This window comes from Rosenbergiella metrosideri, from assembly GCF_022602565.1.
Classification (GTDB): domain Bacteria; phylum Pseudomonadota; class Gammaproteobacteria; order Enterobacterales; family Enterobacteriaceae; genus Rosenbergiella; species Rosenbergiella metrosideri.
Genome location: NZ_JALBCV010000015.1, coordinates 1 through 25310, shown reverse-complemented (window position 1 = coordinate 25310; position 25310 = coordinate 1). Strand labels below are relative to the sequence as shown.

The following is a 25310-nucleotide window of genomic DNA, read 5'->3' as shown; positions in this document are numbered from 1 at the left end:
TTGTCCCGACTCACTATCGGGGTAGAAAACTCGATGTGCTCTGTAGATAGTCAAAAAACCATCTGATGACGATACTGAACTGTGGAATCAACTGTGATTGTGTCCAATCGATACTTTTAGAGAACCCCGTAAAAGTGTCGAGAAAAAAGAGGATAGCCGCGACGATTAATCCACCGCGTAGCGCGCCGAAACAGACCCCTAATACACGATCGGTTCCTGACAGGCCGGTCTTATCCACTAAACTACCAATCACATAATTGACCAGAGCGCCCACAATTAGCGTAGTGATAAAGAGCACCGCAATGGCGATACCATTTCGGACCATGGGTTGTTCAAAACCCGAAAACCAATCCGCCAATAAAGGGTAGTAATGGCTCGCGACAAAAAATGCACAACCCCAGGTAATTAATGAGAGGGCTTCCCTCACAAATCCACGGATGAGACTCACTAATGAAGAGAGTCCAATGATGCCTAATATGGCGTAATCAATCCAATTCATCCGCGTAACCTATACCACTTCATGACAGTGTTTCCTCTATCGCGGCGCATTCTAACAGAAAAAGAAAACGTTTGCGTATGGTTTTCCTGCGCCAAGTTAAAAAAGGGCAATTCCTTATTTTTAGGAATTGCCCTGCCCTGTTCTTCCCCCTGTAAGGGGGTTATCTTGGGATAATCAATGCACCCGGTAAGGCATGACTACCCCAAATAATCCTGTTTTCGCCTTCAATTCAGCAACCTGTGACTGAAGATGGCTCTTCGACGTATCCGGCCCCACCAAAATACGGTTAATTTGCCCTTGGACCGGTGTAGCAGGAATGGAATAGGCTTTAAAGCCCGCACCTCGTAGCTGTTCAACTACTTCAGAAACTCGTGAGGCATTACGCAGCGCACCTAGCTGAATCACATATGCCTGACCGGTAGGCGTTGAGGCGCTATTCTGTGCTGCGGTTTGTTGACGTTGCTGCGCCTCAGCCTGCTGTTGCTGTGCGGCCAACTGTTGTTGCTTCACTTGCGCCTGACGTTGAGCTTCTTGCTGTTGGCGTGCTTGATCTTTTAGCCGTTGCGCTTCACGCTGTGCCAGCTGCTCTTGGTCGCGTTGCATCTGTAACTGCGTGGCATTTTCCCCTGCTTCATGAGGTTGTGTCGCCACACTACCGCGAGAAGCCTCTTGTGAGCTAGCCTCGGCCGGGATGTGCTGGGCTGCCTGCTGACGGATCGTTTTTGACGGGATTGACTGAGTGACGGGGGGAACCATCTCATCATTCAGTTGATCACCCGGTTTAGGCACTAAAGGGATAGCCGCGAACTCTTCATGGTAATGCTTTTTTTTACCATCCAGTAAGCCGGGTAAAATAATCACGCCGAGAGCCACCAGAATGATCGTTCCCGCCATCCGATTTTGAAATTTACTGGCCACGTTACTACTCCTTATTGCTCAATGTCATAACCGCCGCAACGGTATGAAAAGATCCACAAACTAAGACGACATCATCTGCATCCGCTTGCGATAACGCTGCCTGCCAGGCCGGCTCAACTCGCTCATAACACTCTGCCTCGGGCAATGATTGCTGTAGCCGCTGTGCCGAGGCCCCTCGTGGTCCGTCTAGGCTTGCGCAATACCACTGATCCACGGCTTCAGATAATATCGTAATTGTTCCCTCGATATCTTTATCGTGAAGCATACCCAGTACGCCGTGGACCTTTCCTTTGGGGGCGAGCTGTTCGATTTTTTCCACCAAATAACGTGCCGCATGGGGATTATGCGCAACATCTAAAATCACTAATGGAGAATGTTGCACTATCTGGAACCGTCCAGGTAACGTTGCCGAAGCAATGGACTTTCTCAGTACAGCTTCACTTAGCGTGAGTCCAGAAACGCGCAATGCAGCCAGCGCGGTAGCGGCGTTTGCTAGGGGGACCTGTGGTAGCGGTAATTCTGCCAATTTTCCTTGAATATCTTGAAACTGCCAGCTGTGCGACGAAGCGCTATAGGACCACTCTTTACCCCGAGCTAAGAGAATCGCGCCTTTATCCTGCGCCACCTTACTGATGGTGACAGGCATATCCGGTTCACCGACCACCGCAGGTTTGCCTTGACGGAATATACCGGCCTTTTCTCGGCCAATACTTTCGCGATCAGGCCCTAGCCAATCAGTATGGTCGAGGGCGATCGATGTCAGCACCGCAACATCCGCATCGACAATGTTGGTCGCATCGAGTCGTCCACCTAATCCCACCTCAAGAATCACCACATCGAGATCAGATTGCTTAAACAGCTGTAACGCTGACAGAGTGCTAAATTCAAAAAAGGTTAACGAGGTTTCACCACGTCCTTGGTTAAGGCTGTCGAAGCTCGAGATATGCTGTTGGTCACTCAGTTCTTGACCGTTAATCCGTACGCGCTCAGCATAGCGAATAAAGTGCGGGGAGCTGTAAACGCCAACGCGATACCCTGCTGCCAATAATAAGACTTCTAAGGTACGGCACGTTGTCCCCTTACCATTCGTCCCCCCTACCGTGAACACAAATGGCGCTGGCTTGAGAAGATTCAGTTCGGTCGCAACATGACGGATACGATCTAAGCCAAGTTCAATGGCTTGACCATGTAACTGTTCAAGGTAAACCAGCCATTCCTCTAGTGAGGAAGACGAGTGTGGGTGATGAGGCTTAGACATGGTATGAATTTTTCGCTAAAACAATGATAAAAAAGACGCTACCAGAGCGTCTTTCAATGTGCAATATAGAATTAAGCGTCGCTAGGCGTTTGCTCAACCTTCTCAGGCTGTGGCGGCAGCTCTTCGGGAAGCGGAGCCGGAAGATTCATCATCTTCGCCAATAGGCTTGCCAGCTTAAAGCGTAATTCAGGACGACGAATAATCATATCAATCGCCCCTTTTTCGATAAGGAATTCACTGCGCTGGAAACCTGGCGGTAATTTTTCACGTACGGTCTGTTCGATTACGCGCGGACCCGCAAAACCAATGAGCGCCTTAGGTTCACCGATGTTCAGATCACCCAGCATCGCAAAGCTTGCGGAAACACCACCCATTGTAGGGTCAGTCAGTACCGAGATATAAGGTAAACCACGGTCACGCATTTTTGCTAACGCTGCACTGGTTTTGGCCATCTGCATTAATGATGTTAACGCTTCTTGCATACGTGCTCCGCCACTCGCGGAGAAACAGATAAGTGGGCAACCATCTTCTAATGCTTGTTCTGCAGCTCTTACAAAACGCGCTCCGACGACTGCACCCATCGATCCCCCCATAAAGGAGAATTCAAAGGCAACCGCCACGACAGGCATACCATGAAGCTGCCCTTTCATTGCAATCAGAGCGTCTTTTTCACCGGTCTCTTTTTGCGCCGCGATAATACGGTCTTTATACTTTTTGGAATCGCGGAATTTAAGTAAGTCACGCGGTTCTAATTCGCTTCCCAGCTCAAGAGTGGTTCCTTGATCAAGAAAAGTATTCAGACGGACACGTCCATGCATACGCATGTGGTGGTCGCATTTTGGACAGACTTCGAGATTACGTTCTAGCTCAGCACGATAGAGTACTTGGCCACAACTTGTACACTTTGTCCAAATCCCTTCAGGAATACTCGCCTTACGGGCAGGGGCAACATTTGTTTTGTTAAGAATGCGTTCAATCCAGCTCATTGGTCGCTCTATATCTGTTATTTCGTTTGAAAACAACCACTTAAGCTTGTTTTCTGCTTAGTTAATATACGATATTACACCATAAAATACCACATTATGCTACATATAGATCAATCAGTTACGCTACCATTTCGAATGGCTATTTCTGGAAATCCTCACCCTCACCTCTCGGCAATTCCTTCACCATAAATGTCACTACTCCTAACACTTTGGCATCATCAAGAGCGTCACCCTCGATAATGCCATCGTTACTTTTAAATCTCCCATACCCCACTTCGGCAAACATCAATTTACCGTTTACGTCGAGCAACACCGTTCTACCTTTCGTCACCTTATAGCCCGGTTCAGCCACAGCCCATCCTTCATCGGTCGAAATGACGATTGACGATTGGTTAATGTGCATGAGTGAATTAGGAGTGAGTCGTGCTTCAACGTAATCTAGTGCAGGGGATGGGAAGGCCATAGCTACCTCTTAGGATTTTCTGCATATCCTTTAGTTGTAGCAGTAGTTTTTTAGGTTGTCGATTCATCGTCTGGCGAGGTTGGCCATGTGATGTTAGGTGCGGTAGATGTATCAATAGCATTTACTTTGTCGCTATAGTCAAGCCATGCGTTCAAATCTGATTTCTCTTCGCCAGTGAGTGTTCTGCCTATCAATAGTTTAGTTTGGTAAACTGTGATATTGGAGGCTATACCATCAAGGATTATCTGTTTCTTTTTCTCAGCTATAGCAACGTAATCAGGTGGGGGTAATTTCTCTATTCTCGGCCCCTTATCATCAAAAACAGAATAGTAACCATCAGGAGGATTGATGTAGTTATTATAATCTTCATCACTTATTGGCTGAAGGTCGTCAGGCAAACTACCTGCGTCAATATACGCTTGCTGTCCATCTTTATCACTTGGATAAATCCCCTTCGTTTTAAGGCTATACATATTACCCATCTTTTCTACTCCTAATATCCAATTGCGATATAATTCAACCTAAATCCACCAGATGATTGACCGAATACGTGCACATCAAAGCTTGTCGTTCTCGATGTCGAGAAGTTAATGATAGCCAGACTGGTTCCACCGGTATTATCAGCTGGTATAGCAACAACTGATACTAATGCTGTTGGGAATGTCTTGTCATAGCCAACTGTTGCCTCGCCTGATGAATTTAATGTTATTACAGAAGTACTGAATACAATTCTGTATGCCCTACCTCCTGTCTGTACACTAAGCGCAGAATTTCCAAGGTCAGTAATCCCAACGTTCTGCAAAAAGTTTTTACTAAGGTCAAGTGTTGAAAAATTGGCCGCCCCTGTAAATGTTCCTCCCGTCTTAGGCATCGCGCCAGTTATGCGACTGTCATTACCAGCCGCAACAGTATTTGCAGCCGTTCCGACATCCTTTGTTGCAGAATTTCCCAAATCCGCAGAGTTAGCTTTGCTTGCTAGAGAGTTCGCCAATGATAACCAAGATGGCCCCGTGTATTGGCTCCCATCAGGAACATTGACGGTCACATTTCCAGAACCAGTTAAAATCTGCTGCCAATTCGCCTTATCGTAATTTAATCCACGAATGGCCTGCGCTGTTCTAGCGCCTAACTCAGCTGTAATAGCAGTGTATGCACTGCGGTCTATTAATGAGAATGACTGCCCTGATACGTTAGTTCCCTGATAATTAGCGGTGAGGGCAATAGATGTATCGCTGTTAATTGCGCCGACAACGAAGGTGTAGGGTACATTACCGATATAGGTTACAAGCGCCCCGCCCACCTGTGCTTCTGTGGTGAATTTAGTTCCTGAGCCTGTGACTGTAAGTGAGTTTGCATTAAGCGCTATAGTTCCAGTTGCTGCCATGATTCGCTCCTGAATTTGGGTAATAAAAAACCCGCCGAAGCGGGTTTATTGAAGTTGTTAGTAGCCAATTGCTGACTTTCTGTATTTATCATATAAGGCGCGGTCTATATATTGAACTGGATAGTTCCCCTCTCCCATGCTTGCTGAAGATGATGGATCAACGCTATATGTCACACACACGGAGCTAGATATTCCGCTTTGAGTAGCTGTATTAGCAAACCCCACATAAATGGCGTCCTTTTCATTTATGACATTCACAGCATCTCCTGCTGGACCAGACGCTACCGCAAACTTCCCGGATGGCCCGTTTGAGTTGGTAGGTATCGTCGCTGTTTTTATCACAAGAGGAATACAATTTGCCGTATAAATTAGAGACCCGCTCCTATAAATAAAAATCCCATAATCTGTAGAGTATCTAACTTTGTTATCAAAAATGTAGAGCACTAAATTCATCGAGTCTTCATTTAGACAATTAATAGCGAGCATACCATCTTGGTTAACAGTAAAGAACTGTGCGGATTTATTAGAGTTAGTACAGTAATAGAATATCAACGCCGTGCTTGAATATTTAATATTAGTTTTAACTACTTTCCGCGTTAATGCCCCGGGAACGGTTATATTTTCTATTGCATATAGAACAGATGGGGTAAAGTCGGGGCTGGCGAAAAGTTTCCCATCGTCTCGCCTTATTTGAAATCCGTAGTCTGACATATCAATACTCGCAGTAGAAAATAAGCCTGGCTGACACAGAAGTACCTTCCCAAGTAGCTGTCCCGCCATTTATCGTAATACTTGGCAATCCAATTGATTGAGTGTCTGGGAGGTATTTTAGAGTTGCCCCCGAAGGCAAGTCATAGCTCACTCTTCCTGAGGATGTGGATATGTTAACGACACCAAGAACGTAAGAGGCTGATAGAGAATTAACTACATCCACCTCGGCATTGCCTAGGAATATTTGAACTCCGTAATTAGACACTATATTTTCCTCCCCAAAACAACTGCAATATTTCCACTATCATCGTAAACTGTTATACGCTGATTGTTTATTTCTGTTCGCCCCCCGCTTGAACTGGAACCATTTATCTGGAATGAACCATCTTTACCGATTCTCCAACCAACACTGCCCGCAACATAGTTATTTGACTGAATATAATCGCCTATCTTTGCCGATGTAATCGTGCCGTCAGCAATAAAAGCCTGATTGATGAAGACTTGGCCGTTTTGCACAGCGAAGGGTGAGTAGGTTTTCCCCCCTGCTTGGCTCATCATCGCAAACCTGTCCGCGAGGAATAACACTTGAGAGCTAACACCTCCGTCACCTGCAACCTGAACGCCGATTGACATACCCGCAGAATAGTAAGTGCCTTTATAGGTCACGCCAGCATTGACGCTAAACACCGCTGATCCCGTACCATCAGTTGAGAATTGAGTAGTAGCTTTTTCAGAAATTGCCGCGGTATTCTCACCAACAGTTGCCTGTATCTGGTCAAACTTCTGCGCATAAGCGTGATCGTTATCGGCGATAGTGGTTTTCACCGAGATAATGTCAGCGCGGTTCTGCCCGTTGACCGCCATTTGATGATCGACAATCGCATTGTTGTCCAGTGCGTTTTGCAGAATACCTTCAATGCTCGTGTCAATCTTGGCAGTTAACTGTTTGCCAGCCTCGCTTTGCAGCACTTGATTAGTAATATCACTGAGTATTTCAGAGGTATCGATGCTCGATTGACCTTCAACGAACGTAGTCCAGTCTCCCTTGTTGCCAATTTTGTCGATTATCCTTGCCCGGTACCAGCGACGCACGCCTGCTGGCATAGGCCCGTGCTGATAATTACTGCCTGGATAAGGAACCAGCGTGAGCAGCTGGGGATTTTGCCCGTCAGCAGTCGTCGCAACCTGTAACTCTGTGTAGGCGGTATCACCAGATCCATCAGGAAACGCCCATGTTAGGTTGATATTCCACACCACATCATCGGTGGCGAGTAGGTTAACAGGTGTGCCAGGCTTGCCGACTTTACCGGATAGTGCGACACCCTGCGCATAACCCCATGGCGAGGAAACGTCGGCGGCGTTGATAGCTCTGACACGGACATCATAAGCGCCAGCATAGATACCTTGCACAGAGAATCCCTGCGCGCTGGTCAATCCGACATTCACCCAATCGCCGTTATCTTTTCGCCATTGCGCGGAGTAGTTGATAGCCCCATCTACCTTATCCCATGACGCTTGCAACGTGGCCACAGTTACGCCCTGCGCTATATGGTCAGTTTCAGTGACCACGATATTTTGTGGCGCGCTCATCACGCTGGTCGGTGTAACAGTGACGGGGGCTGGTTGGATTTTCACCCCGTCGTCAATATAGCGAAACTTGTTCGGGTCATACTGGACAGCGGCAACGGTAAAGGTACCGTCGTCATTGTCGGTAATCGAGGTAACCCGAAATTGTTGAGCCGCTAGGTTGTCACTATCGATAATCCACACTGCCCCGGGAACAGGGTCAGTTTTATAGGCTGTGTTAACAGTGATGGTTTTCTTATCTGCAGCGATACTGGCAATGGTGCGAGTCTGCGAGGTGCCGTCAGGTAAGTTAAGGATAAGCCTGTCACCGGCCGCAAAATCGACCTCTCTATCGAGTGTGATGGCAAGGCCATTAACCGCTGAGATTCGACCGCCGTTTTGTTTTCCGGCCCGATACGGGTCAGCAACGCCGATAATTGAAGTCGGCAACGGGATATGACCGTCTAACCCGACACTAAATGACACGGTGGCATCTTTCGAGTTGGAGAGTAGCGCCCAACGACCGCGCCGATGTGCCTCGCTTTGAGAGGTACAGCCGATAGCCGTTAAGCTCATTTGCTGCACGCCGTACCGCTCTACTAAATCGGAGTCGTAGACTGCCTCGATAGTGTCGGAGTAATGGTTAGCTGGGTCAGAATAGCTCACCTGACAGGAGGTATTGCGGTTCTTATAGGAGCCTCCTGCATAGCTAAACATCCCATCAACGACATTCGCTGCGGTATAAGTCCATTCCAAATCATCAACCGGTACGTCTGCATTAACGATAACTTGTGAGTTGCCCCAGAAGGTAATACCGCGAAAGATAGCTGCAAAATCTTGCATCACAGTAAAAGCTTCTTCCTGTGATTGCACATAGGCATTGCAGGTAAATCGAGGCTCAGTCCCGCCAGCGCCGTTCGATACCATTTCATCACAGTACACCGCAATTTGATACAAGCCCCACTTATCAATCATCGAAGCATCAACACGGGTTCCCATGCCGTAAATCTTGTCCAGAATTAGGTCGTAGAATACCCACGCAGGGTTATTGCTATAAGCCAGCTTGAAGTTACCGGACCAGCTACCAGAGTAAGTCCGTGTAGCCGGGTCGTAGTTATCCGGCACGCGGATTAACTTCCCTTTCATCTTCACCGTGACTTTCGGTGCACCGTTGGTAAATTGCTCTGAATTGACCTCGATGAAAAGTAGTGAGGTATTCGGATAGCGCAGTTTGCTGTCTATCACTTCTGCAAAGGAGAAAATCTTAAAAGCATTGACCAGTTTAGTGTCGGTAGAGTCAGCAGTGATGCGCCTAACACGAATAGTCGAAGAGCTTGCGCCACTTGCTAAATCAATGCGGTGGTCACGCTGATACTCGGAAGTCGTCTTGCCGTCGAACTTACCCTGCACCACCGTTTGATAGCTGCCACCATCAGTGGAAAGGTCGATAGCATACTCGGTGACGGTTCCCACCATGTCACCATTATCTTTATACTGGTATTGCGCCGGAACACTGAGTTTAATGCGGATAGCATCCAGTGAGGTGTCGGTAAATTGGCGCGTCCATGGATTCGTGGTGGTGATGGTCTGCCCAACTGATAGCTCGTTATCAATCTCCGGCATGCCTTGAATGTATTCTTGGTCCTGCGTACCGCGCCTAAACTCCCACCTAACCCCGGTGAAATTATAAGAGCCATCATCGTTAGCCAACGGGGTGTCGTTGAGATAGATTTGCTGCGCGGTGACCGTTCCTTCCACTTCACCCTCACACACTGCAAGAAGCATTTTAAGCTTAGCTTCGGAAAGTAAGTTATCGGCTTGCTCAACAGGCGTATGGGCTTTTGCCGCGCCACCCTTGCGGCCGTGTATCGGGTAATCTTGAATAAATGCCATGTTTCACCCATAAAAAAAGGCCACCGAAGTGACCTGATTAAATTCGTTAAGTTATTGCTGGTCGCTTGAGAAGATACCGGCACTAATGACCGCCCCACCGACCTCTCGCTCACCGTAAAGTACTGGGACGGGATAACCCATTGCCACAGTGTTAACCGGTGCGCCAAAGGCATAATTAGGTTTATTGTCAGCGCTTGAAGATGACCCTACGCTCATTTTTGGCTGAGGAGTAAGCATCTGGACGACACCGCCTAGCGCCATCGATATTCCAATTCCTGTTAGGGCGGTTGTAACTGCTGTAGCTGCTGTAACGCTTAGTCCGTAAGCCGCTAAGGCTGCTCCGCCAGTAAAAAATGCCGCGGTAAGAACAGCCGCTCCGATAATAATTTGAGTAAGACCTCCATTCTTCGCCCCGCGAGGAACAGGTTGCATGGTAAATGTCTTGGTTGTTGTCGTCAGCTCAAAGCCCTCAATGCCTATGTTTTCTTTCTCAGAGAAAAAGGCAAAGTGAACACCGTCATGGTGTGCGGTAGCCAGATACTTTTTAAATCCTTTCACCTGTGAGCACATCGCTCGGATCATCTCGTTTAAATCAGCAACGTTGAATTGATGAGTCTTACCGAAGCGCTTAGCTGCCTGGCCTTTAAGGATGAGTGTTTTTAGCATCAGGAATATCCTTGTGTCGAACAATGCGCACTGTCCTGTCACGGAAGTATTGACCATAGGGAACGCGCGTTGAGAGATTACCGTAGTTGTGATGGAGGATAAGGTTATCGCCAAGGTAAATGGCGGCATGGTTGGTCACTGGTGCGCCGATTTGCATCATTATCATGTCGCCGGGCTGCGGTGTCTGTACCTCGATAAATCCCTCTGCTCGCCAGTTATCCTCGTAGCGGTTTTCTTTACCACTGGCCCACCATTCATAAGGAACAGACCAGTTACGCAGCTCTATTCCATACTCTCGCTTGTGGTAGTCCATAATCAGCGACCAGCAATCAGCGTGACCGAGCACCCAAGGGCGACCAACGTAATCTCGGTCAGTGCGTGGCGAGAATGTGCAGAAATCCCCATCAGGCCACGACATGATCCCCCACTCAAGGCCAGAGTAATCACACTGAATTCTGTCCATTTCTGAGGGGATAAGCACCGGCACATCAGGGTGTGAATGGATAATCATAATTACCTCGCCCTCTTGTTCGGCTGACCGGTAATCACTATCACGCATCACAAAGGTGTTTAGCGGGTCGTCGGCATCATTGTGGCAAGGCATGTAAGTTTGCTTATTACTCTTCTGGATAATCACGCCACAGGCTTCTTTCGGGTATTCAGCGATAACGTGCTGGCGTATTGCCTCGAGCAATTTCTCACGCATGATTACTTTCCTTGTAAGTTGGCCCCCGGGAAGCCACCAAATGAAAGAGGCGAGCTTTCGCCAAACCTGAGTTTGCAGTCATCCAATCGGCCCCCGCATACATCCTTTGACGGGTCATCAGTTGCCACGCCATCCTTAGTGAAGTAATTACTCCCCGCATAATCACAACCGGTTCCTGAGCGGTACCAGCCGCGCATACACCAGGTACAAACGGGCGTTATTTGCCGAGTAGGCAGTTGCAGGGATTGCAAATTAAAAGGTGAGCATAGCTCGAAGTCTAATTGGCTCCGGGTTTCCGAGGTTTTAGCGTTGATATAGAAAAGCTGCTCGCGCTCTTCATTGGGGTTAGCGTCTGGATTGCCCTGCTTCCAGTTAGCTGCATCAAGATACTTTTTTAAGGTGTAATGAATTTTGACCTTGGCCTTCACCATATCATCGTATTGCAGACAGAGCGCCGTCACGTAGTTCATCACGTTGCCGACCGATAATGTAGGTGTAGGCTGCGAACCCTCACTAGACACCGCAACACCCTGTAGCTCATAGGGATGCGGGTCATACTCATTGCCCTGCCAGATTATCGAAGGCAGGTTTTCGGCTGCGAATGACTGCCAGCCCTCTTCGGATATGTTGTAGGCATGGAATCGAAGTATCTTATCCATGCCAAACTCGGTGCCGTCCACTTCAATGAGCTGAACAAGTGACCCGGGTTCTAATTGCTGTAAGTCTGCTGTGAATGACATATTTCACCCATAAAAAAACCGCCCGGAGGCGGCACTGATCAAATATCAGGATTCTTTAAGTTAGCCAGAAGGATTACTCTTATTCCTTGTATCGTGGAAAATAACTCTTTTAGGTAAATATGAGTCATCTGTGCCAAAGAAATAGTTTAGTTTTCCATCGCTGTTATACGCAGCATATTGACCTTGATGATTTATCGATACGCCATCTTCGTTAAGATAAATCATCATTGGACTTTTAATTTCATCTCTCATTAATTACTCCGAGGTTTCGTATGGATGCTAGGATTTTTATGGATAGCCTTCAAAATAAGGACATAAGCAAACCACTCATCAAAGCAGTAGACACTGATGACATAGTTGGTGCGGTTCTTCGAATTCACTTGATTGCAGAGCTTTTAATAGACTCGTGGATAAGCGCTCGCACTTCTTGCCCGAATATTTTTGGCAGCAATAAGAAAGACAGAATATTGATTGAATGTTCAAAAAAAATATCCATAGCTGAACGATTAGGTCTACCCGGAAATGTTTGTAAGGTAATCAGTAAAATAAATACTATACGTAACGATTTTGCGCATAAAATTAACCCAGATGATATAAAAGAAGATGATATGGTTGGCCTAATTCAGTCTGCCACAAATATGGTTAATGAAACCTCAGAAGCACCGATAGAAGATCACACCCTGAGAATAAACGACGAAAATGAGGTATTGAAGTATGAAATAACCATAAAATCCCCACCAGAACTTAACAAATACAAGCTATTAATGATATTACTCTTAGCTATGAAAATAATAACTAATCATGTTGCTAAAAATCATAAAGGAAAATGGGACAGCAACTATAGCCAATTTGATTACAGTGTTAAATTAAGCAATTAAAATAATCTACAGGACACTTGAGTGTTAATGAAAAGTTTCGTTATAAATTTTTCAATAGCTCAGTCGGCATTAAAGCTGCAATAAATTTTAGCTTAGCGTCCACATCATAAGCTTTAAGCTCTTTAATTTTTTCTGATAATTCATGGTCAGATGGTCTCTCCATTCTGCATGTCATCTGGCCTTTACCATCCACAATTTGGAAATCAACTGAGGTTGTTTTTACACTACATCTGCCATTACTTTTCAATTCATCAGCGATATCGATAATGATTGAAGCGGCTTTCTCAATAGCGGCCTTTTCGTAGGCACGTAAACAATCGTCAGGATTACGATCGACTGATACGTTAATCCTGAAGCCTGCATACATGGGTAGCTTTGCGTCACTAACATCGACAACTGCCTCAACTTTGTCACCCGTAATTTCTAAGCCACGAAATAGCAATTCATACTTCTTACCCTCTCCATTAATAGCATTCCACAATGGAGAACCTTTGAACTGAGCTTGCTGGTTGATAGTTTCACAAACTGCCTTCTGGAGTTCTTTAGCTAGTGATTCGCGAGAGCATGAAATTTCACCATAAATATTCGCCGGAGAGATAAATACCTCACCTTGATTAATTTTGAAATTAGCATCGGACATATTGCTGTTATTGTTGGTGTTAGTCAGAATTAAGCTGTTAACAAGCTTAGTTAAATTTTCAACTTTTCCGCGCAATTCATCTATCTCTTGGCTTTGTGAGTGTGAAGGCATCGCATTATCAATAATGCCTTTAATCTCTTGCTCGATATTCATACCTACCCCTAAGGCGCAAAGGCCTGTTCAAATGTGAATGATAGTTCTACGTACTGTCCGGTAACGAAATTAGGCGTAACAGAATCCGCTTTAACTCGATACATCTTGTTTTCGCCCCAAGGGTTCTTCCAGTAGAAGGATGATGCACAGTGTGAGGTGAGAAAATCCCTCACCTTCTGCATATCTGCCAGCGGGCCCTTGCTCGTAAGGTTCCACGTTTCGGCGACTGAGTTAATGCCAACTCCGCTCACCTGTTTGTAACCATCGTCGAACTGTGCCGAATTAACCTTCACCGGCACCGTTCCTGTCGCGCCTATTTGGACGCAATAACTGAATGTATCCATTACCGCCCCTTAATGGCTCGCCAGAGTGGAGTCCCCTGCTTGGTTGCCTGTTCGTTTATCGTGTTGATTACGGCAGACTGGATTTGCTTGCCGATTCCTTGTCCGTCGGTAGATGACCCGTTGGATGCTTTGCCGCTGCTATCGACGTTAACCACAATGCCACCGAGATTAATATCTCCACCGGTAGAGGATTGAGCACCTATTGCCCTTACACCAAGGGAGCCATTCTTACCTCGAGTCAGTGGCATAATTGCCTCTGGTCCCGCCTCACCAAACACGCCTGCACCCTTAGCAAAGGCAAATAACTTTGGTGAGGTGTAAACCTGATTGCTGTAAGAGCTGAGGGATGGGGAGTCGTAAACGCCACCTTTGGCATTAAATTTTATATTGCTTGCGGCATTGGATAGAGCTGATCCTGAATTGCTTGAAGTTGTAGCCGTTGCTCCGCCACTAAAATAGCTACTAACCCCACCAATAACACTACTGGCAAGGCCAGATATAGCCAATCGAGCGGCGATTCTTGCAATATCACTAATTACGGAGTTAGCGAACCCCTTGAACGATAGCTTTCCAGAGGTTGAGAAGGAAACGATAGCGTCCTCCATACTGGAGAAAGTATCGCTAAACAGCGTCTGAGTCATGCCCGAAGCATTAGATGCGCTGTCTGCGTATTCTTGCCACGCTTTCTCTGCGCCGTTTGACCATGAGCCACGCATAGCTGTCATGCGCTGAGTATGGGAATCATAATCCGCTAGCATCTTGTCATTCGCTGACTGCTGCATAGCAATTTCTTGGTCTATGGTCTGCCGGTCAATATCAGTAGTTGCCGAGGTCCTTTGTTGGCGTAGCTGGATTATCTTGTCGTTTAACTGCTGCTCAAGCGTAATTCTTTGCGTTAGAATTCCTTGCTGGTATGCGCTACGAGCTCCTGACGCCGCTGATTCGTCGTTAGAATATTGAGAGTTTCGGCTGCTAATGTCACGGTTTAGGCTACTTTGATAGCCTGATAATGCTGCCGTTTGCTTAACTAACTGCTGCTGCCTTTCTAGCGCTGCATTTTGCTGGTATAGCGCTGTAATTTTGTCCTGATTAGCCAGTAGCGATTTCTGGTCGGCGGTCAGAGTAGACTTACCCTTGATGTCAGCTAGTTGTTGCTCCCATTTCACTAATGCTTGCTGGGCAGTAGATAGCTTGTCAGTCGTATCAACCTGAGCCGCAAGAGCCGCATGTTGCTGGTTAAGTTGGTCGATTAGTTTTGTGCCAGCATCTTCGGAATACGCCTTAGTTGCGGGCGCTCTATCCTTCTTGGCTGCGGCGCTCTGTGCGTCAGCAAGATTCTGTGAGTACTTTGCCCTCAGAGCTAAATAATCGCTTCGTCCTTCTTCTTGGATGTTCTTTGGTTGCTGCTTAAATTGACTGTCTAACTTCGCTAATGCTTCCCGAGCCTTGGTGGTCGCGTCTGCGTTGTTGCTCAGGTCTGTATTAAGTTGTTTGAGATAGCTTTGCTCTTGCAGCTTCTTCTGAGCATCACCTAAATTACTTAGCTGACTGACATAGGCTTTAATTATTGGCGTGTCATTGAGCATTTGATAGTGCTGCTCATTATCACTAGTCCATGTGCCGCTACTCATGGCGTTACTGCGCTGCTGTGTTCTCTGCTGGTATTTTCTAATATCAGCATTTTCTAAGTAGTCGCCGCCTGCTATCTCCTTGAATACTTCCCACGAGTTTGACGCCCCAGCGCCTAGTGAGTGCCAAAAATTATTCCACCCAGTAGCGCCTTGGTTGAGTTTTGTAGTTAGCTCGCCTAACTTATCGGATAGAGCGCCAAAGGCTTGGCGCTGAGCATCGGCAGTATTTCCACCTTCCAAGGCCGCATCAATCTGTTTTCTTTGGGCTGCGGTTAAGAACCCTAACTTATCGTCCAACTGGTCAATAGATTTACCGCTTGAATCGGAAAGCTGGCTGAACATTCCCACAACTGAATTTAGGTCTTGACCACTGGCGTTTGCATAATCACTCGATGCTTTGATTATTTGCGGGTACATATCAGCGTTTGTGCTCAGCGATTGTGTCAAACTCCCAACTGCTGATATTGCGTCACCGTATGAAACGCCTAGCGCTGAGGCACTGTGCGCGAGTGCGGTTATCTGTGTTAGGTTTAATCCACTGACATTGTTTAATGTGTTAGCGCTTTTGTTAAGCGCGTCCATTTCTTCCTGTGCTTGATGAAATGCCAATCCATAGGCAGCTACTGCTCCCGCCGCAATGGTGAACGGACTAGCCAGCCCCAACACATATCCACCTACACCTCTAATCGCTGGCCCAATACCGCCGAACATATCCTTTAACTGACCGCCTTGTTGCATAAGCACCATGAACGGCGATTGTCCTGTGGATAGACCGACGACAATATCCGTCATCTGTGCGGGGATCATGCGCATTGCGAAAGCTGTCTGTTTTGCTGATTGACCAGTTTTTAGCAACTGCTGCTGAGTTTTTTCTAGCTCGCCTCTGGCAGTAGATACAGAAGAAGATAGAGAGGTATAAGCCTCTGGCGAAAGTAATCCAGACGACTTGGCATCATCCAATTGCTTCTGTTGCTGTGATAAACGCCTGAATGCGTCACCCACTGGGTCTAATTGCGCCACTAAGCGCTGTAGAGATGCCGCTTGAGCATCATGTGCCTTGATAGCATCACGCTCAGCCTGCGCCTCTCCGTTAATTTCCCGGCGAGTTTCATTTAGCTTCTGTGTATAGGCGTCATATTGAGTAGTATTAATTTTCCCAGATGATAGAGCTTTAGATAACTCGCTCTGCTGCTGGTCTAGATTTCTTAATGCAGAGGAAAGTGGGTCAATTTTATCAAGCATCCGCTGAAATGCCTGAGCCTGTGCTTGCTGTTGCGCTTCAGCCGCTTCCCCTGCTTTCTCCGCATCCCTTTGAGCTTGAGCAACTCCGCTAAGTTCTTCGGTGGTCTGATTTATTTTTTGAGATAGAAAGGTGAATTCTTCTTGGTCAATTAGCCCTTTACCATAAAAACTTTTCAGTTGAGTAAAGCGCTTACCAAGCGTATCTATAGCAGAGCCTACAGGGTCTATTGCCTTTTTGAGGTCAGATATAGCCTTAGCTTCACCCTCAGTGGACTTTGTTACCTTGCCTGCGCCGTCAGCCGCTTTCTGCCCGGCTTGCGTTAATTTAACCAAAGAGCTTGCCAGTGTTTCGGTATTTTTCTGTGCGCCAGAACTATCAATAATAACCGCCAGGCGTGAGGTTTGTTCTGCCATTTGATTTTCCTCGGGCATAAAAAAACCCGCTAAAGCGGGCTATCATTCTTTCATTTAGATTCGTACTATAAACATGTTTTGGTTAAATCAACCCAACCATTCCTAAGGTTTAGCAGGTACAACTTGACTTGTGTATTCCCTTCATTCTTCTTAGTAACATCTGCTACGAATAAATTACCATCGACGTAAACAGTACTCCCTCCAGGTAAGGGCTGTATTGTCGCCCCAAAAGGACTGCCAATAATGTCTTTTTTGTTTTGCCATTTATAAAGAATGCACTGAGATACCTCATCAGCACTCCTTTTTGACTCCAGTGTCACTTGTTCGCCATTTTTGCGGGCATCATCAATTGATCTTGTGGCGCATCCCGTTAAAAAAAACGCCATTAAAGCAATACCGAATAACTGTCTCACATCCCAATCCCCATTAGTAAAGTTAAGGGCAATCCTAATGTTAATTAAGTGCAAAGGGAAGCAAGAAACCCGGAGTTAAGCGTCTACTCTTCCTCATCCTCTACCTCTTCACTTACCAGCCCTGAGCGATATGAGTCGTCGAGTGCAAATATCGCTTGCTCAAATAGCTCTCGGTTGATTTGAATAGGCCTGCTGCGAAGATATTTATCAATGTCACCTAACGACAGGGGCAGTGGCGTGGCCTCCATTCCGACATACTGCCTGCCGCGGCTAATTACTGCATAGGCAGAGAGAATAAGGCCGGTTAACTCGTCAATTTCCGGCTCATCGGCTGGCTTAAATCCCAACCGTTCCTCCCGCCATCGGTTTCGCTCGCCTTCTGGGCCGAGGTATCGGCTTAGCCACTTCTGCGCGGCTAGGGCTTTCCCATTGCTTCTTCTTTCTTCTCTTTGATGCCTAGAGCGATGTCAGAGCCGGTCTTGAGGATTGACCAGTATAGCTCTGGTTTTTGTTTCAGCAGGGCTAGTCCACTCTCCGGAGAGTATTCAATGGCTACTTCTTTGCCACCCACAATCTCACCAACGCCCTGCCAATCTAACAATAAGTATTTCGAACAGGTATCGAGCAGTAAGTCGTCGAGTGAATCCACATCACCAATAGCCGATAGGTTAAATTCCTTGGTGCCAACATTTAGCGCAGCGTCCAATCGGTCAATATGGCGGCGGACGATGGCCTGACGTGACTTATAATCGTGAGACTCAACACTCCCGACCTTTAACTTTAGACCTTTAATTGGCTCAATCCAGCGGGTTTCATCTGCGTCTAAACGTTTATTGATAATTAACATAGTGCCTCTGCATAAAAAGGCCCGATCCGCTATGCAGCGCGTAACGGGCAAATTGTTTGAAATTATTCGCCGGATGGGGTCGGCGCAGGAGTTGGTGATGCTACTGGCTTACGAGTAATAGTTGGCGGCGTATCTGAGCCAGTGATATTCAACTGAACCTGAATGATGTCGGTATTACCACCGTCAGGCCAATCACCGTCAACCTGAACCGATGGGAAGTTGAAGGTATAAGAGCCTTCTGCATTCTCGAGGGTAAAGCTGAAAGGCATAGCCTCGCCGGTCAGTGTTTTCTTCCATGCTTCATAAGCGCTCTTCGACCATGACAGAGTAATCTGACCTGATGGCGTGAAGGTGGTCGGGATATTTGCCCCCGCGAAACCTGAGCCAGAACCGATACAACGCTGCGTCTGCATGTTGTTATCAAACTGGATATTGAAGGTATCGACACAGAAACCATCACCGCCCGTTACCCCATTTAGGCTAATGGCAGTAACGTTTTTGAATGAGTAGCGAAGTTTACCGTCAATATCTGTTGGCGTGCCGAAGTAGCTCGTTCCATCATCCTTATCCTGCCAACCTAGTCCAGCAAAGGTGACTGTGGTTTGCACGTCGCCATCGTTCGGAATTTGGATTTGTAAAGTAGAAACCTGACAGCCGGTAGCGATTGAAGATACGCCAATATCAGAGGCGAATGTCGCCAATGAGAAGGTAATGCGGTCGTTACCCATATTCAGGGTATCGTTAACCCAATCAGCACCGAAGCAGGAAGCCAAAAAGGCATCGTGCTGTCCGTATCGGGTTTTACATACAACGTCACCGCCTACATCGGTTGTTCCGGGGGTTCGCCCCTGAGCCATCCGAGTGCCGCCGATTTCGTTATTATCGTTCATGTTTTGCGTTGGCTTAACACCGAAAGACGTGCGACGGAAAATATCCCATGTCGCGCTTGCGGGGGTTGTGCCGGGGGTTGTCTCACGGGTGTAAGCAACCGTTACTTTAGCGCCAGATGACATTTATTTGTCTCCTTAAATTATAACGCGCGGTAAGGTATTTGAAGATTTAACTGTGACCAACCATCTGTTTCACCAACTTCAACCGCTGACACGGCGAAATAATCCAGAGCGCCGTCAGTTTTCCACTCGAACAACTCTCGTAACTTGTCGGCTGTTTCGGTGATAAGCAGTGAGCGAGAGCCGACCGGAACAAATAGCTGAATGATGATAATTCCAGTGCGATGCGTTACCGGACCGTCTCCAATCTCGACAGCCGCAGCCATGCCGGGCAAGTTAGATAACCTTGCCCATATAGCCTTTCCAGTTGGGTCAAATGTCGGGTCGTTTGGGTAAGTCACAGAACTTGCAGGCATAGCAGCCTGTGCCGTCATACGTTTAATGACAGCGTTGCGTATCTCTGTGAGTGTCATTTGTAGGCCTGCGATACTCCGTGGAATGAAACGGCATAAATCCCCTCTGGAGCCTGTTTAGAGTGGTCGCCAGACTCAAGTCTTTCGGCATAAGGCCTATTGTTCTGAATGTAAATGATTGAGTAAGGATTAGCTCTTGCGAGTGCCGCCTGACCTTTGGCTATAGTCGATTGACCATCGTTATCTATTTCATCTGTGTAGGTGTAAATAGGCTCGCCAATACTGACTTGGTTATTCGCACGAAAAGCACCGCCGACGTACCCGGGTGGCGCCTTACCTTTCCATAGGTCAGGGTTGCCAACTGGCGACCTAATGACAATCTCACGAAGCATTGCCATTCCGAGGATTCGCGTGTACTTAACGAGGTCTTTCTCAACCAATCCGACAAACGATGACGGGTCAAAATCCCAACCTTGCGCCATGCTATGCCCTCCGAAGTTGAACTGAGTAAGTCGCCTCGGCAGGGTCACTGCCAACGTTAATCACCTTGTATGATTGGCTGGCGTGCGTAACAAGGTCTGTGGTCGTGATGACATGGTCAACCTTGGGAGACTCACTTACCTCGCTTTGTAGCGCTGTAAGCTTGATGTCACCACTCAGGATATTAATGCCATCAATGCGCTTAATGTCGTATTGACCTAGGACGCCTCGCCCAGTATAGGTATGAGTGACTTTATCGGACTGCTCGGTCACAGGGTCGTAATCACCCTCTGTCACATATCTACCAGTGAATGGGTAAACCGCGTCAGATAGCTTACTGTTGAACGCCTTGGCAACTTTCGATTGAACCTTGTCACGAATACCCATCAGCGATACACCCTAAATTTGAGTGGATTCGACCGCCAAGGAGCGAGCAGTGCCAATGCGTGTTGCAAGTCAGGGTCCAGTAATGAATCAGCATTAATCGTGCCGCCAGTGTAGTAGGTTTCAGTCACCTCTACCGTGTCAGCCTTAACTGATTCACTCGCCAGAACGCCGCTTGATTCCTTCTGAGTGTACAGGTTGCCAGCAGCCGCGACAGATGCGACATAAGCGCCAGCCTGCTTCACTTCATCGGGAATGTCTTCAAGATTAATCCCCTGAAGGTTCAGCGCCGACAGCCAAGCATTCGCCATTAGAACTGCTTTCGGCTTTGCGCTGTCGCTTGCCCACTCGCTCCCTAACAACGTGTCCACTTCGGTTACTGTTATGTACTGTGCCATCAGTAGCCCCTGAGATAACCGGCTCTATATGAACCGGTGATTTTTTAACTGTACGAGACATTAACTTGCGGCCAATTGACCAGATGCGCGCAGTGCTGCCAGTAAAGCGTTAACTTTGGCGGCGATTGTTGCAGCATCGGCATCCGCAGCAAGGTCAGCAATAGCTGCTGCTTGCTTAACCGTGCCGGATTCAGTAGCGCTGGCTGATGGAATGGCACTAGCAATCTTCGCTAAGTCGGCATCCGCAAGGCTGTAAGGTAGACCTTTCGCCATAATTAAATCTCCTTTAATGGCGGGTTGCCCCGCCTATCAAATTAAGCGACCTTGGTTTCCAAGAACGCGATCGGGATTTGCTTGCGGTCAAGCACACGAGTCCAGTTAGCAGCTAAAGCCAAGTCAGACCACGAGGCTGAACGCTTACCAGTGTCAGCGTCACCGTTACCAGTGATGGTGTTGCTAGTGAAGCTGTAACCCAGCGGGTGCAGCAGGACAGTCTTACGCGACCATAAGACCTCTACGCCGCCACCGTTACCGCGTGACTCTTGACGCTCGGTAGCAACAGGAACTCTAGGCGATCCGTTTCCGTAACCGACTGCGCCTGACCCGAAGATGATCGAGGTGAATACACGGTCTGCACCTGTACCGCTTACGGTCATGGAGTCATCAACCACGATTCGAGCGCCTTGATAGGTGGCAAATAGCAGGTTGTTGTCGTTGTCACGGATGAAGTCGATTAGACCTTCTTTACGCATCTGCCCGTACACATAGCTGTGCACTGCGATAACTGACAGTGTGCCAGTACCTAGCGCATCACCCAGAGTTTGAGTTGCGTCAATGAAGCCAGTTGCGTTGAATCCGCCGGTGGTACTCACGATCATGTCTGAGCCACCGTTAGCAACGTTCTCGGCTTTGATACCTGCGCAGGTTGCCAGTAAGCGGCGTTGCATTTGACGCTGCCAGAAGTTATCCAACCGAGCGGCTACAGATTGAAGCGGGTTTTGGCTCGTCAGCTCGACAGTCAAGTCGGCTTGACCGAATCCTTCGTTGAGGTAAGCGACACGGACGTCCATTTCACCAGTTTCGATAGCACGAGGCTCAGCTACGTCAGCGTAGATATCGTTGCTGTAGTTAGGCTCAATGCTTGCGTCAATTGGCTTCCAGAACGGGAGAGATGCCTTATTTGATGGGCCGTTAGCGATGTCGGCAGCGTATGGCACTGGAGTTAATACGCCAGATTCAAAGAAAGCAGTTTTTTCGGTTGGGTCCACGGTTAGGTAGGACTCAAGTACAGGTACGTTACCGGTGATAATGTCACCGATTGTGGTAATAGCCATTATTGACCTCGTTGTAATTTAACTTGCCGTTCAAATTCGGCGGGGTTTGTTTGTAGTAGAGCTTTCCGCTCTGATTCACTCATGTCCTTGAACTCCTTCGCGGCCCCGCCACGAGGATTAGCGGCACCGCCGCCAGACGATTGCGACCCACGGACCAATGAAGACCAGCGCGAATCGTTTTTGAATTCTTCTTTAAGTTGCTCAATGGTGCTGACGGTTAGGTTTCCTGACGCATCGGTCACTTTGACTTGCCCATCAACCATTTTTAATCGTCGAGTAATGAACTCTGCGATGATTTCAGCGTTAGCGCCGTCAGCGATATCGGTAGCTGCCTTAATTGCCGCTTGGCTAATGCTGCCTTGTTCGATTTTTTGCTCTAAATCTTTATAGCGCTGCTCCCAATCTGCTGACTGCTGCTGACTGGATTCGAACAACTGCTTGTAATTACCTTCTGCGGCTAGCCGCTCAGATTCTTCACGCGCTTTTTCCTGCTCGGCTTGTCGGCGTTTGGCTTGCTCTGCTTTCTTTTCGCTTAACAATGCTTCGACTTGCGTTTTCAGCCCGGTTACATCCTCACCTTGAGGAAGGCCTTCAACTGCTAATTGATAAACATCGCCGTTCTGCGTGTAGAAACCTTGCTGGCTTTCTTCGAGCTGTGCGAATTCCTCAGAGGTGATCTGATATTTGATCATTACATTCTCCTGAATGAATGGTTACTGGCCCCGCCAGTGATTGATATGGGATTAATTCAGGCCTGCAAGCTCGAAAGCGTGCGGCTCTAATTCTTTGAGTTGGTCTAGGCTGTATTGCTTGCCGGTTTCGCCGTCTACGAATCTATCCAGAGTTAAATCACCCTTGCTGAATAGTTGGTAGCGTTTATCGCCTAATACTTCGCGCTGGAAGCTAACAGGCTGACGAGCAAGCCAATCACCGTAAGTTGTTTTACTGCTGACCTGCTGCGCTCCATCTGGCCCGACTGCCGGACGAATGGAGCCTGGTATCTCTCGGCGATATTCTGCCTTGAGTACGGGCACCTGAGTCGTTCGACAGCGCCAGTGATACGGCGGCGATGGTCCATCTAACGGGATGATTCGATGGTCGATAGAGCGACAGAAAGCCGTAGTGCGTCCGTCAAGCGTGGCAATGTCCTGCTTACCTTCCAGTATGTCGTCATTCTCGCTGAAAGTCTGATTGCGAGCCGATGCCGATACATGGTTGGTGAGCGTGCTGACAAGCGACCTTGCACTCTCTTCGTGCGACACACCGAGAGAAGTTAGCCGAGAGACAATATCACGAGCATCTTGCCCCATAGCAGCACCCAATCCGATTTCACTGATTATGTCAGCCGTCTTTTTGGTGCCGAACTGTGACAGAGCGCCAGCAATATTTATGGATTGACGACCTTTGCCGACCATTAACTCTAGCGGGTCACTCAGCACCGCCGCTGCAATCATTTCTACCGATGGCTCTGCGAGTTTCACCGAGGCCTTAACGACCTGACCGAGCAGTTTGGTATTGAAAGTAAACTCGTATTTCGCGAAATCACCGTAATCAATGCGCTGCTGCTCTGCCATGTCGCCGTAGATAGCTCTCAAATCGTTGCTGAGCGTCTCTATCTGCCTTTGGTATCTCGCAGTAGCATATTGACTTAAGCCGCCCTGTACGGTCTTTTTAGCGCGGTTAATGGCCTTGCGCACAAACTTAACCGCCTTGGTAGTTAACCCTGAACCGAATCGCTGAACATAAACCTGATGCCGGACGGCACTATCAGTAAGATGACCGTCTGCACTCATGGTTAATTACTCCCTTCTGGCGCTAATGGTAGAGCAGCAACTGAAGATGAGCAGTCAAAATACGCTAGGGCCTCTACAATCGAGGTGAATTCCGCCGTGACCTTGCACTCTCCACCTTCAACTTCTGGGAATATTCCTCTCGGATAACCTTTGGCTTCAGATGAAACCACCTCGAAATGGTCTACTCTGCCCTGTTTAGATACTTCAACTAATTCCACTCGATAGCCATCATCGTGAGTAAACGCTTTAAGCAACCTTTCAGATTCCAACACCACAGGTTTACTGTTCATGGTTATTCATCCTCTTCGGTTACGTCAGTAGTTACGCCTGTAACTGGCGGCTCTGCTTCTCGCTCTGTGTCGATATCATCATCGGTACGGTCGGCATCAATAATCGCTGCCTGCCGTAAGTTGGTTCGAATATCAGACTTGGCAATGATGCCCTGCTGCCAGAGTTGGACCTGTGCGAGAATCATCTGCGCATCCATAGCTTCATCAAAGAACTCTTGATTTAGCCAGAACACAATGACGTCAGGTGTTGGTGCGCCTGACATGTAGAGCTGAACATCGAGCAACGCAGACTTAATCGCCTCAGACACATTGCCAGCAATCGTACCTAGCACGCTGTTGTCGCTGCTGTATCGAATCCTCGCCGCTTCTGCTGTCTCGTTCTGGCCTGACTGCTGCACAATACGAGCACCAATCATCAGCATCTGGTTTTCTTTGTCCTGCATCAGCGTGCGCGACAAGTTACCTTCGCTGGCTTGAACCATTGTGGCCGCACCAGTTTTACCGAGGCTGTAACCGCTTGTCGCACCAATCTGCACGCCGTTAGGGTTCCACTTAACGAACTCGTCTTGCGAGATGTCAGTCGTGAAGAACAATGTCGGCTGGCTGCTAATAAATCCAGACTCTTCTACCGTGGCGCTGTTGCCATAGTGAAGAATGTTTACCTCTGCCAAGTCCTCAAGCGGTGACTTATCAATGCAAGCATCGTTATCTTCGGAACCGTAGAAATAAAACGGGATGTGGTCGAATGTCTTGCCGTTGTAATCAGTAGGGTATGTATCAAGAATCGGTAAATCTTCGCTTTCACGCCAGACGCGGTGACGATAAACGCCGTTATCTAACGTCAATGCGCGATATTGCATCTTAGTTTCGAATGTGAACTCGTCACCATCATCAACGTGATAAAGCTCAGCAAAGA

The 25310-nt window shown here is 47.7% G+C and carries 31 protein-coding genes; 1 reads left to right on the top strand and 30 read right to left on the bottom strand.

Features of this window, described 5'->3' with window-relative positions; translation table 11 throughout:
• Nucleotides 1–13: 13 nt before the first annotated feature.
• The 13 genes from cvpA to MKR94_RS13095 form a co-directional block, all read right to left on the bottom strand.
• A complete protein-coding gene (gene cvpA / locus MKR94_RS13155; protein WP_241647313.1) occupies nt 14–499 on the bottom strand; it encodes a colicin V production protein in 486 nt (161 codons plus the stop codon).
• A gap of 174 nt (nt 500–673) precedes the next feature.
• Nucleotides 674–1417: a cell division protein DedD gene (gene dedD / locus MKR94_RS13150; RefSeq protein WP_241647312.1), complete on the bottom strand. Its 744-nt coding sequence runs from the start codon at nt 1415–1417 to the stop codon at nt 674–676.
• Nucleotides 1418–1421: 4 nt separating this feature from the next.
• Complete coding sequence (gene folC / locus MKR94_RS13145; RefSeq protein ID WP_241647311.1) at nt 1422–2675, bottom strand: bifunctional tetrahydrofolate synthase/dihydrofolate synthase; 1254 nt, start codon at nt 2673–2675, stop codon at nt 1422–1424.
• 71 nt (nt 2676–2746) lie between these two features.
• Nucleotides 2747–3661, bottom strand: coding sequence for an acetyl-CoA carboxylase, carboxyltransferase subunit beta (accD, locus tag MKR94_RS13140; RefSeq protein ID WP_241647310.1), 915 nt, complete (start codon nt 3659–3661; stop codon nt 2747–2749).
• A gap of 139 nt (nt 3662–3800) precedes the next feature.
• Complete coding sequence (locus MKR94_RS13135) at nt 3801–4124, bottom strand: hypothetical protein (RefSeq protein WP_241647309.1); 324 nt, start codon at nt 4122–4124, stop codon at nt 3801–3803.
• A 50-nt stretch (nt 4125–4174) separates the two neighbouring features.
• Nucleotides 4175–4606, bottom strand: coding sequence for a tail fiber assembly protein (locus MKR94_RS13130; protein WP_241647308.1), 432 nt, complete (start codon nt 4604–4606; stop codon nt 4175–4177).
• An 11-nt stretch (nt 4607–4617) separates the two neighbouring features.
• On the bottom strand, nt 4618–5508 hold the full coding sequence (locus tag MKR94_RS13125) for a gp53-like domain-containing protein (RefSeq protein ID WP_241647307.1): 891 nt from the start codon (nt 5506–5508) through the stop codon (nt 4618–4620).
• Nucleotides 5509–5565: 57 nt separating this feature from the next.
• Nucleotides 5566–6219 carry a hypothetical protein gene (locus MKR94_RS13120; protein ID WP_241647306.1) on the bottom strand — a complete coding sequence of 218 codons (654 nt, stop codon included), beginning with the start codon at nt 6217–6219 and terminating at the stop codon, nt 5566–5568.
• 264 nt (nt 6220–6483) lie between these two features.
• Nucleotides 6484–9678 (bottom strand): TipJ family phage tail tip protein, encoded by a 3195-nt coding sequence (locus MKR94_RS13115; RefSeq protein WP_241647305.1) that lies wholly within the window; start codon nt 9676–9678, stop codon nt 6484–6486.
• A 51-nt stretch (nt 9679–9729) separates the two neighbouring features.
• Nucleotides 9730–10344: a tail assembly protein gene (locus MKR94_RS13110; RefSeq protein WP_241647304.1), complete on the bottom strand. Its 615-nt coding sequence runs from the start codon at nt 10342–10344 to the stop codon at nt 9730–9732.
• Nucleotides 10322–11050 (bottom strand): C40 family peptidase, encoded by a 729-nt coding sequence (locus MKR94_RS13105; protein ID WP_241647303.1) that lies wholly within the window; start codon nt 11048–11050, stop codon nt 10322–10324. The genes MKR94_RS13110 and MKR94_RS13105 overlap by 23 nt, the downstream gene beginning before the upstream one ends.
• 2 nt (nt 11051–11052) lie before the next feature.
• Nucleotides 11053–11790: a phage minor tail protein L gene (locus MKR94_RS13100; protein ID WP_241647302.1), complete on the bottom strand. Its 738-nt coding sequence runs from the start codon at nt 11788–11790 to the stop codon at nt 11053–11055.
• A 60-nt stretch (nt 11791–11850) separates the two neighbouring features.
• Nucleotides 11851–12042 (bottom strand): hypothetical protein, encoded by a 192-nt coding sequence (locus tag MKR94_RS13095; RefSeq protein WP_241647301.1) that lies wholly within the window; start codon nt 12040–12042, stop codon nt 11851–11853.
• Between the two features lie 38 nt (nt 12043–12080).
• Between MKR94_RS13095 and MKR94_RS13090 the strand changes: the two genes are divergently transcribed.
• Nucleotides 12081–12668 carry a hypothetical protein gene (locus MKR94_RS13090; protein ID WP_241647300.1) on the top strand — a complete coding sequence of 196 codons (588 nt, stop codon included), beginning with the start codon at nt 12081–12083 and terminating at the stop codon, nt 12666–12668.
• Nucleotides 12669–12708: 40 nt separating this feature from the next.
• Here MKR94_RS13090 and MKR94_RS13085 read toward each other — a convergent pair whose 3' ends face one another.
• The 17 genes from MKR94_RS13085 to MKR94_RS13005 form a co-directional block, all read right to left on the bottom strand.
• Nucleotides 12709–13461, bottom strand: a complete 753-nt coding sequence (locus MKR94_RS13085; RefSeq protein ID WP_241647299.1) for a DUF1327 domain-containing protein — start codon at nt 13459–13461, stop codon at nt 12709–12711.
• Nucleotides 13462–13469: 8 nt separating this feature from the next.
• Nucleotides 13470–13805, bottom strand: a complete 336-nt coding sequence (locus MKR94_RS13080; protein WP_241647298.1) for a phage tail protein — start codon at nt 13803–13805, stop codon at nt 13470–13472.
• Entirely contained in the window at nt 13805–17092 is a 3288-nt protein-coding gene (locus MKR94_RS13075; protein ID WP_241647297.1) for a phage tail tape measure protein, read from the bottom strand. Before MKR94_RS13075 ends, MKR94_RS13080 begins: the two co-directional genes overlap by 1 nt.
• 65 nt (nt 17093–17157) lie before the next feature.
• Entirely contained in the window at nt 17158–17505 is a 348-nt protein-coding gene (locus tag MKR94_RS13070) for a putative periplasmic lipoprotein (RefSeq protein WP_241647296.1), read from the bottom strand.
• A gap of 83 nt (nt 17506–17588) precedes the next feature.
• Nucleotides 17589–17852 (bottom strand): hypothetical protein, encoded by a 264-nt coding sequence (locus MKR94_RS13065; protein ID WP_241647295.1) that lies wholly within the window; start codon nt 17850–17852, stop codon nt 17589–17591.
• A gap of 68 nt (nt 17853–17920) precedes the next feature.
• On the bottom strand, nt 17921–18352 hold the full coding sequence (locus MKR94_RS13060; RefSeq protein WP_241647294.1) for a hypothetical protein: 432 nt from the start codon (nt 18350–18352) through the stop codon (nt 17921–17923).
• 62 nt (nt 18353–18414) lie between these two features.
• A complete protein-coding gene (locus MKR94_RS13055) occupies nt 18415–19365 on the bottom strand; it encodes a phage tail tube protein (RefSeq protein WP_241647293.1) in 951 nt (316 codons plus the stop codon).
• 17 nt (nt 19366–19382) lie between these two features.
• Nucleotides 19383–19775 (bottom strand): phage tail terminator-like protein, encoded by a 393-nt coding sequence (locus tag MKR94_RS13050; RefSeq protein WP_241647292.1) that lies wholly within the window; start codon nt 19773–19775, stop codon nt 19383–19385.
• Nucleotides 19772–20197, bottom strand: a complete 426-nt coding sequence (locus MKR94_RS13045; protein ID WP_241647291.1) for an HK97 gp10 family phage protein — start codon at nt 20195–20197, stop codon at nt 19772–19774. Before MKR94_RS13045 ends, MKR94_RS13050 begins: the two co-directional genes overlap by 4 nt.
• Nucleotide 20198: 1 nt before the next feature.
• Nucleotides 20199–20582: a glutamate 5-kinase gene (locus MKR94_RS13040; protein WP_241647290.1), complete on the bottom strand. Its 384-nt coding sequence runs from the start codon at nt 20580–20582 to the stop codon at nt 20199–20201.
• Nucleotides 20582–20977 carry a protein singed gene (locus tag MKR94_RS13035; protein ID WP_241647289.1) on the bottom strand — a complete coding sequence of 132 codons (396 nt, stop codon included), beginning with the start codon at nt 20975–20977 and terminating at the stop codon, nt 20582–20584. The genes MKR94_RS13040 and MKR94_RS13035 overlap by 1 nt, the downstream gene beginning before the upstream one ends.
• A 60-nt stretch (nt 20978–21037) precedes the next feature.
• Nucleotides 21038–21250: a hypothetical protein gene (locus MKR94_RS13030; protein WP_241647288.1), complete on the bottom strand. Its 213-nt coding sequence runs from the start codon at nt 21248–21250 to the stop codon at nt 21038–21040.
• Between the two features lie 41 nt (nt 21251–21291).
• Nucleotides 21292–22311: a hypothetical protein gene (locus MKR94_RS13025; RefSeq protein ID WP_241647287.1), complete on the bottom strand. Its 1020-nt coding sequence runs from the start codon at nt 22309–22311 to the stop codon at nt 21292–21294.
• The gene (locus MKR94_RS13020; protein WP_241647286.1) at nt 22311–23003 is read right to left on the bottom strand and encodes a hypothetical protein; all 693 of its coding nucleotides are present in this window, start codon (nt 23001–23003) and stop codon (nt 22311–22313) included. Before MKR94_RS13020 ends, MKR94_RS13025 begins: the two co-directional genes overlap by 1 nt.
• Nucleotides 23004–23054: 51 nt before the next feature.
• Nucleotides 23055–24104, bottom strand: coding sequence for a structural protein (locus MKR94_RS13015; protein ID WP_241647285.1), 1050 nt, complete (start codon nt 24102–24104; stop codon nt 23055–23057).
• A gap of 2 nt (nt 24105–24106) precedes the next feature.
• Nucleotides 24107–24394 carry a hypothetical protein gene (locus MKR94_RS13010; RefSeq protein WP_241647284.1) on the bottom strand — a complete coding sequence of 96 codons (288 nt, stop codon included), beginning with the start codon at nt 24392–24394 and terminating at the stop codon, nt 24107–24109.
• A gap of 2 nt (nt 24395–24396) precedes the next feature.
• A partial coding sequence (locus MKR94_RS13005) for a DUF4055 domain-containing protein (RefSeq protein ID WP_241647283.1) occupies nt 24397–25310 on the bottom strand: 914 nt, incomplete at its 5' end.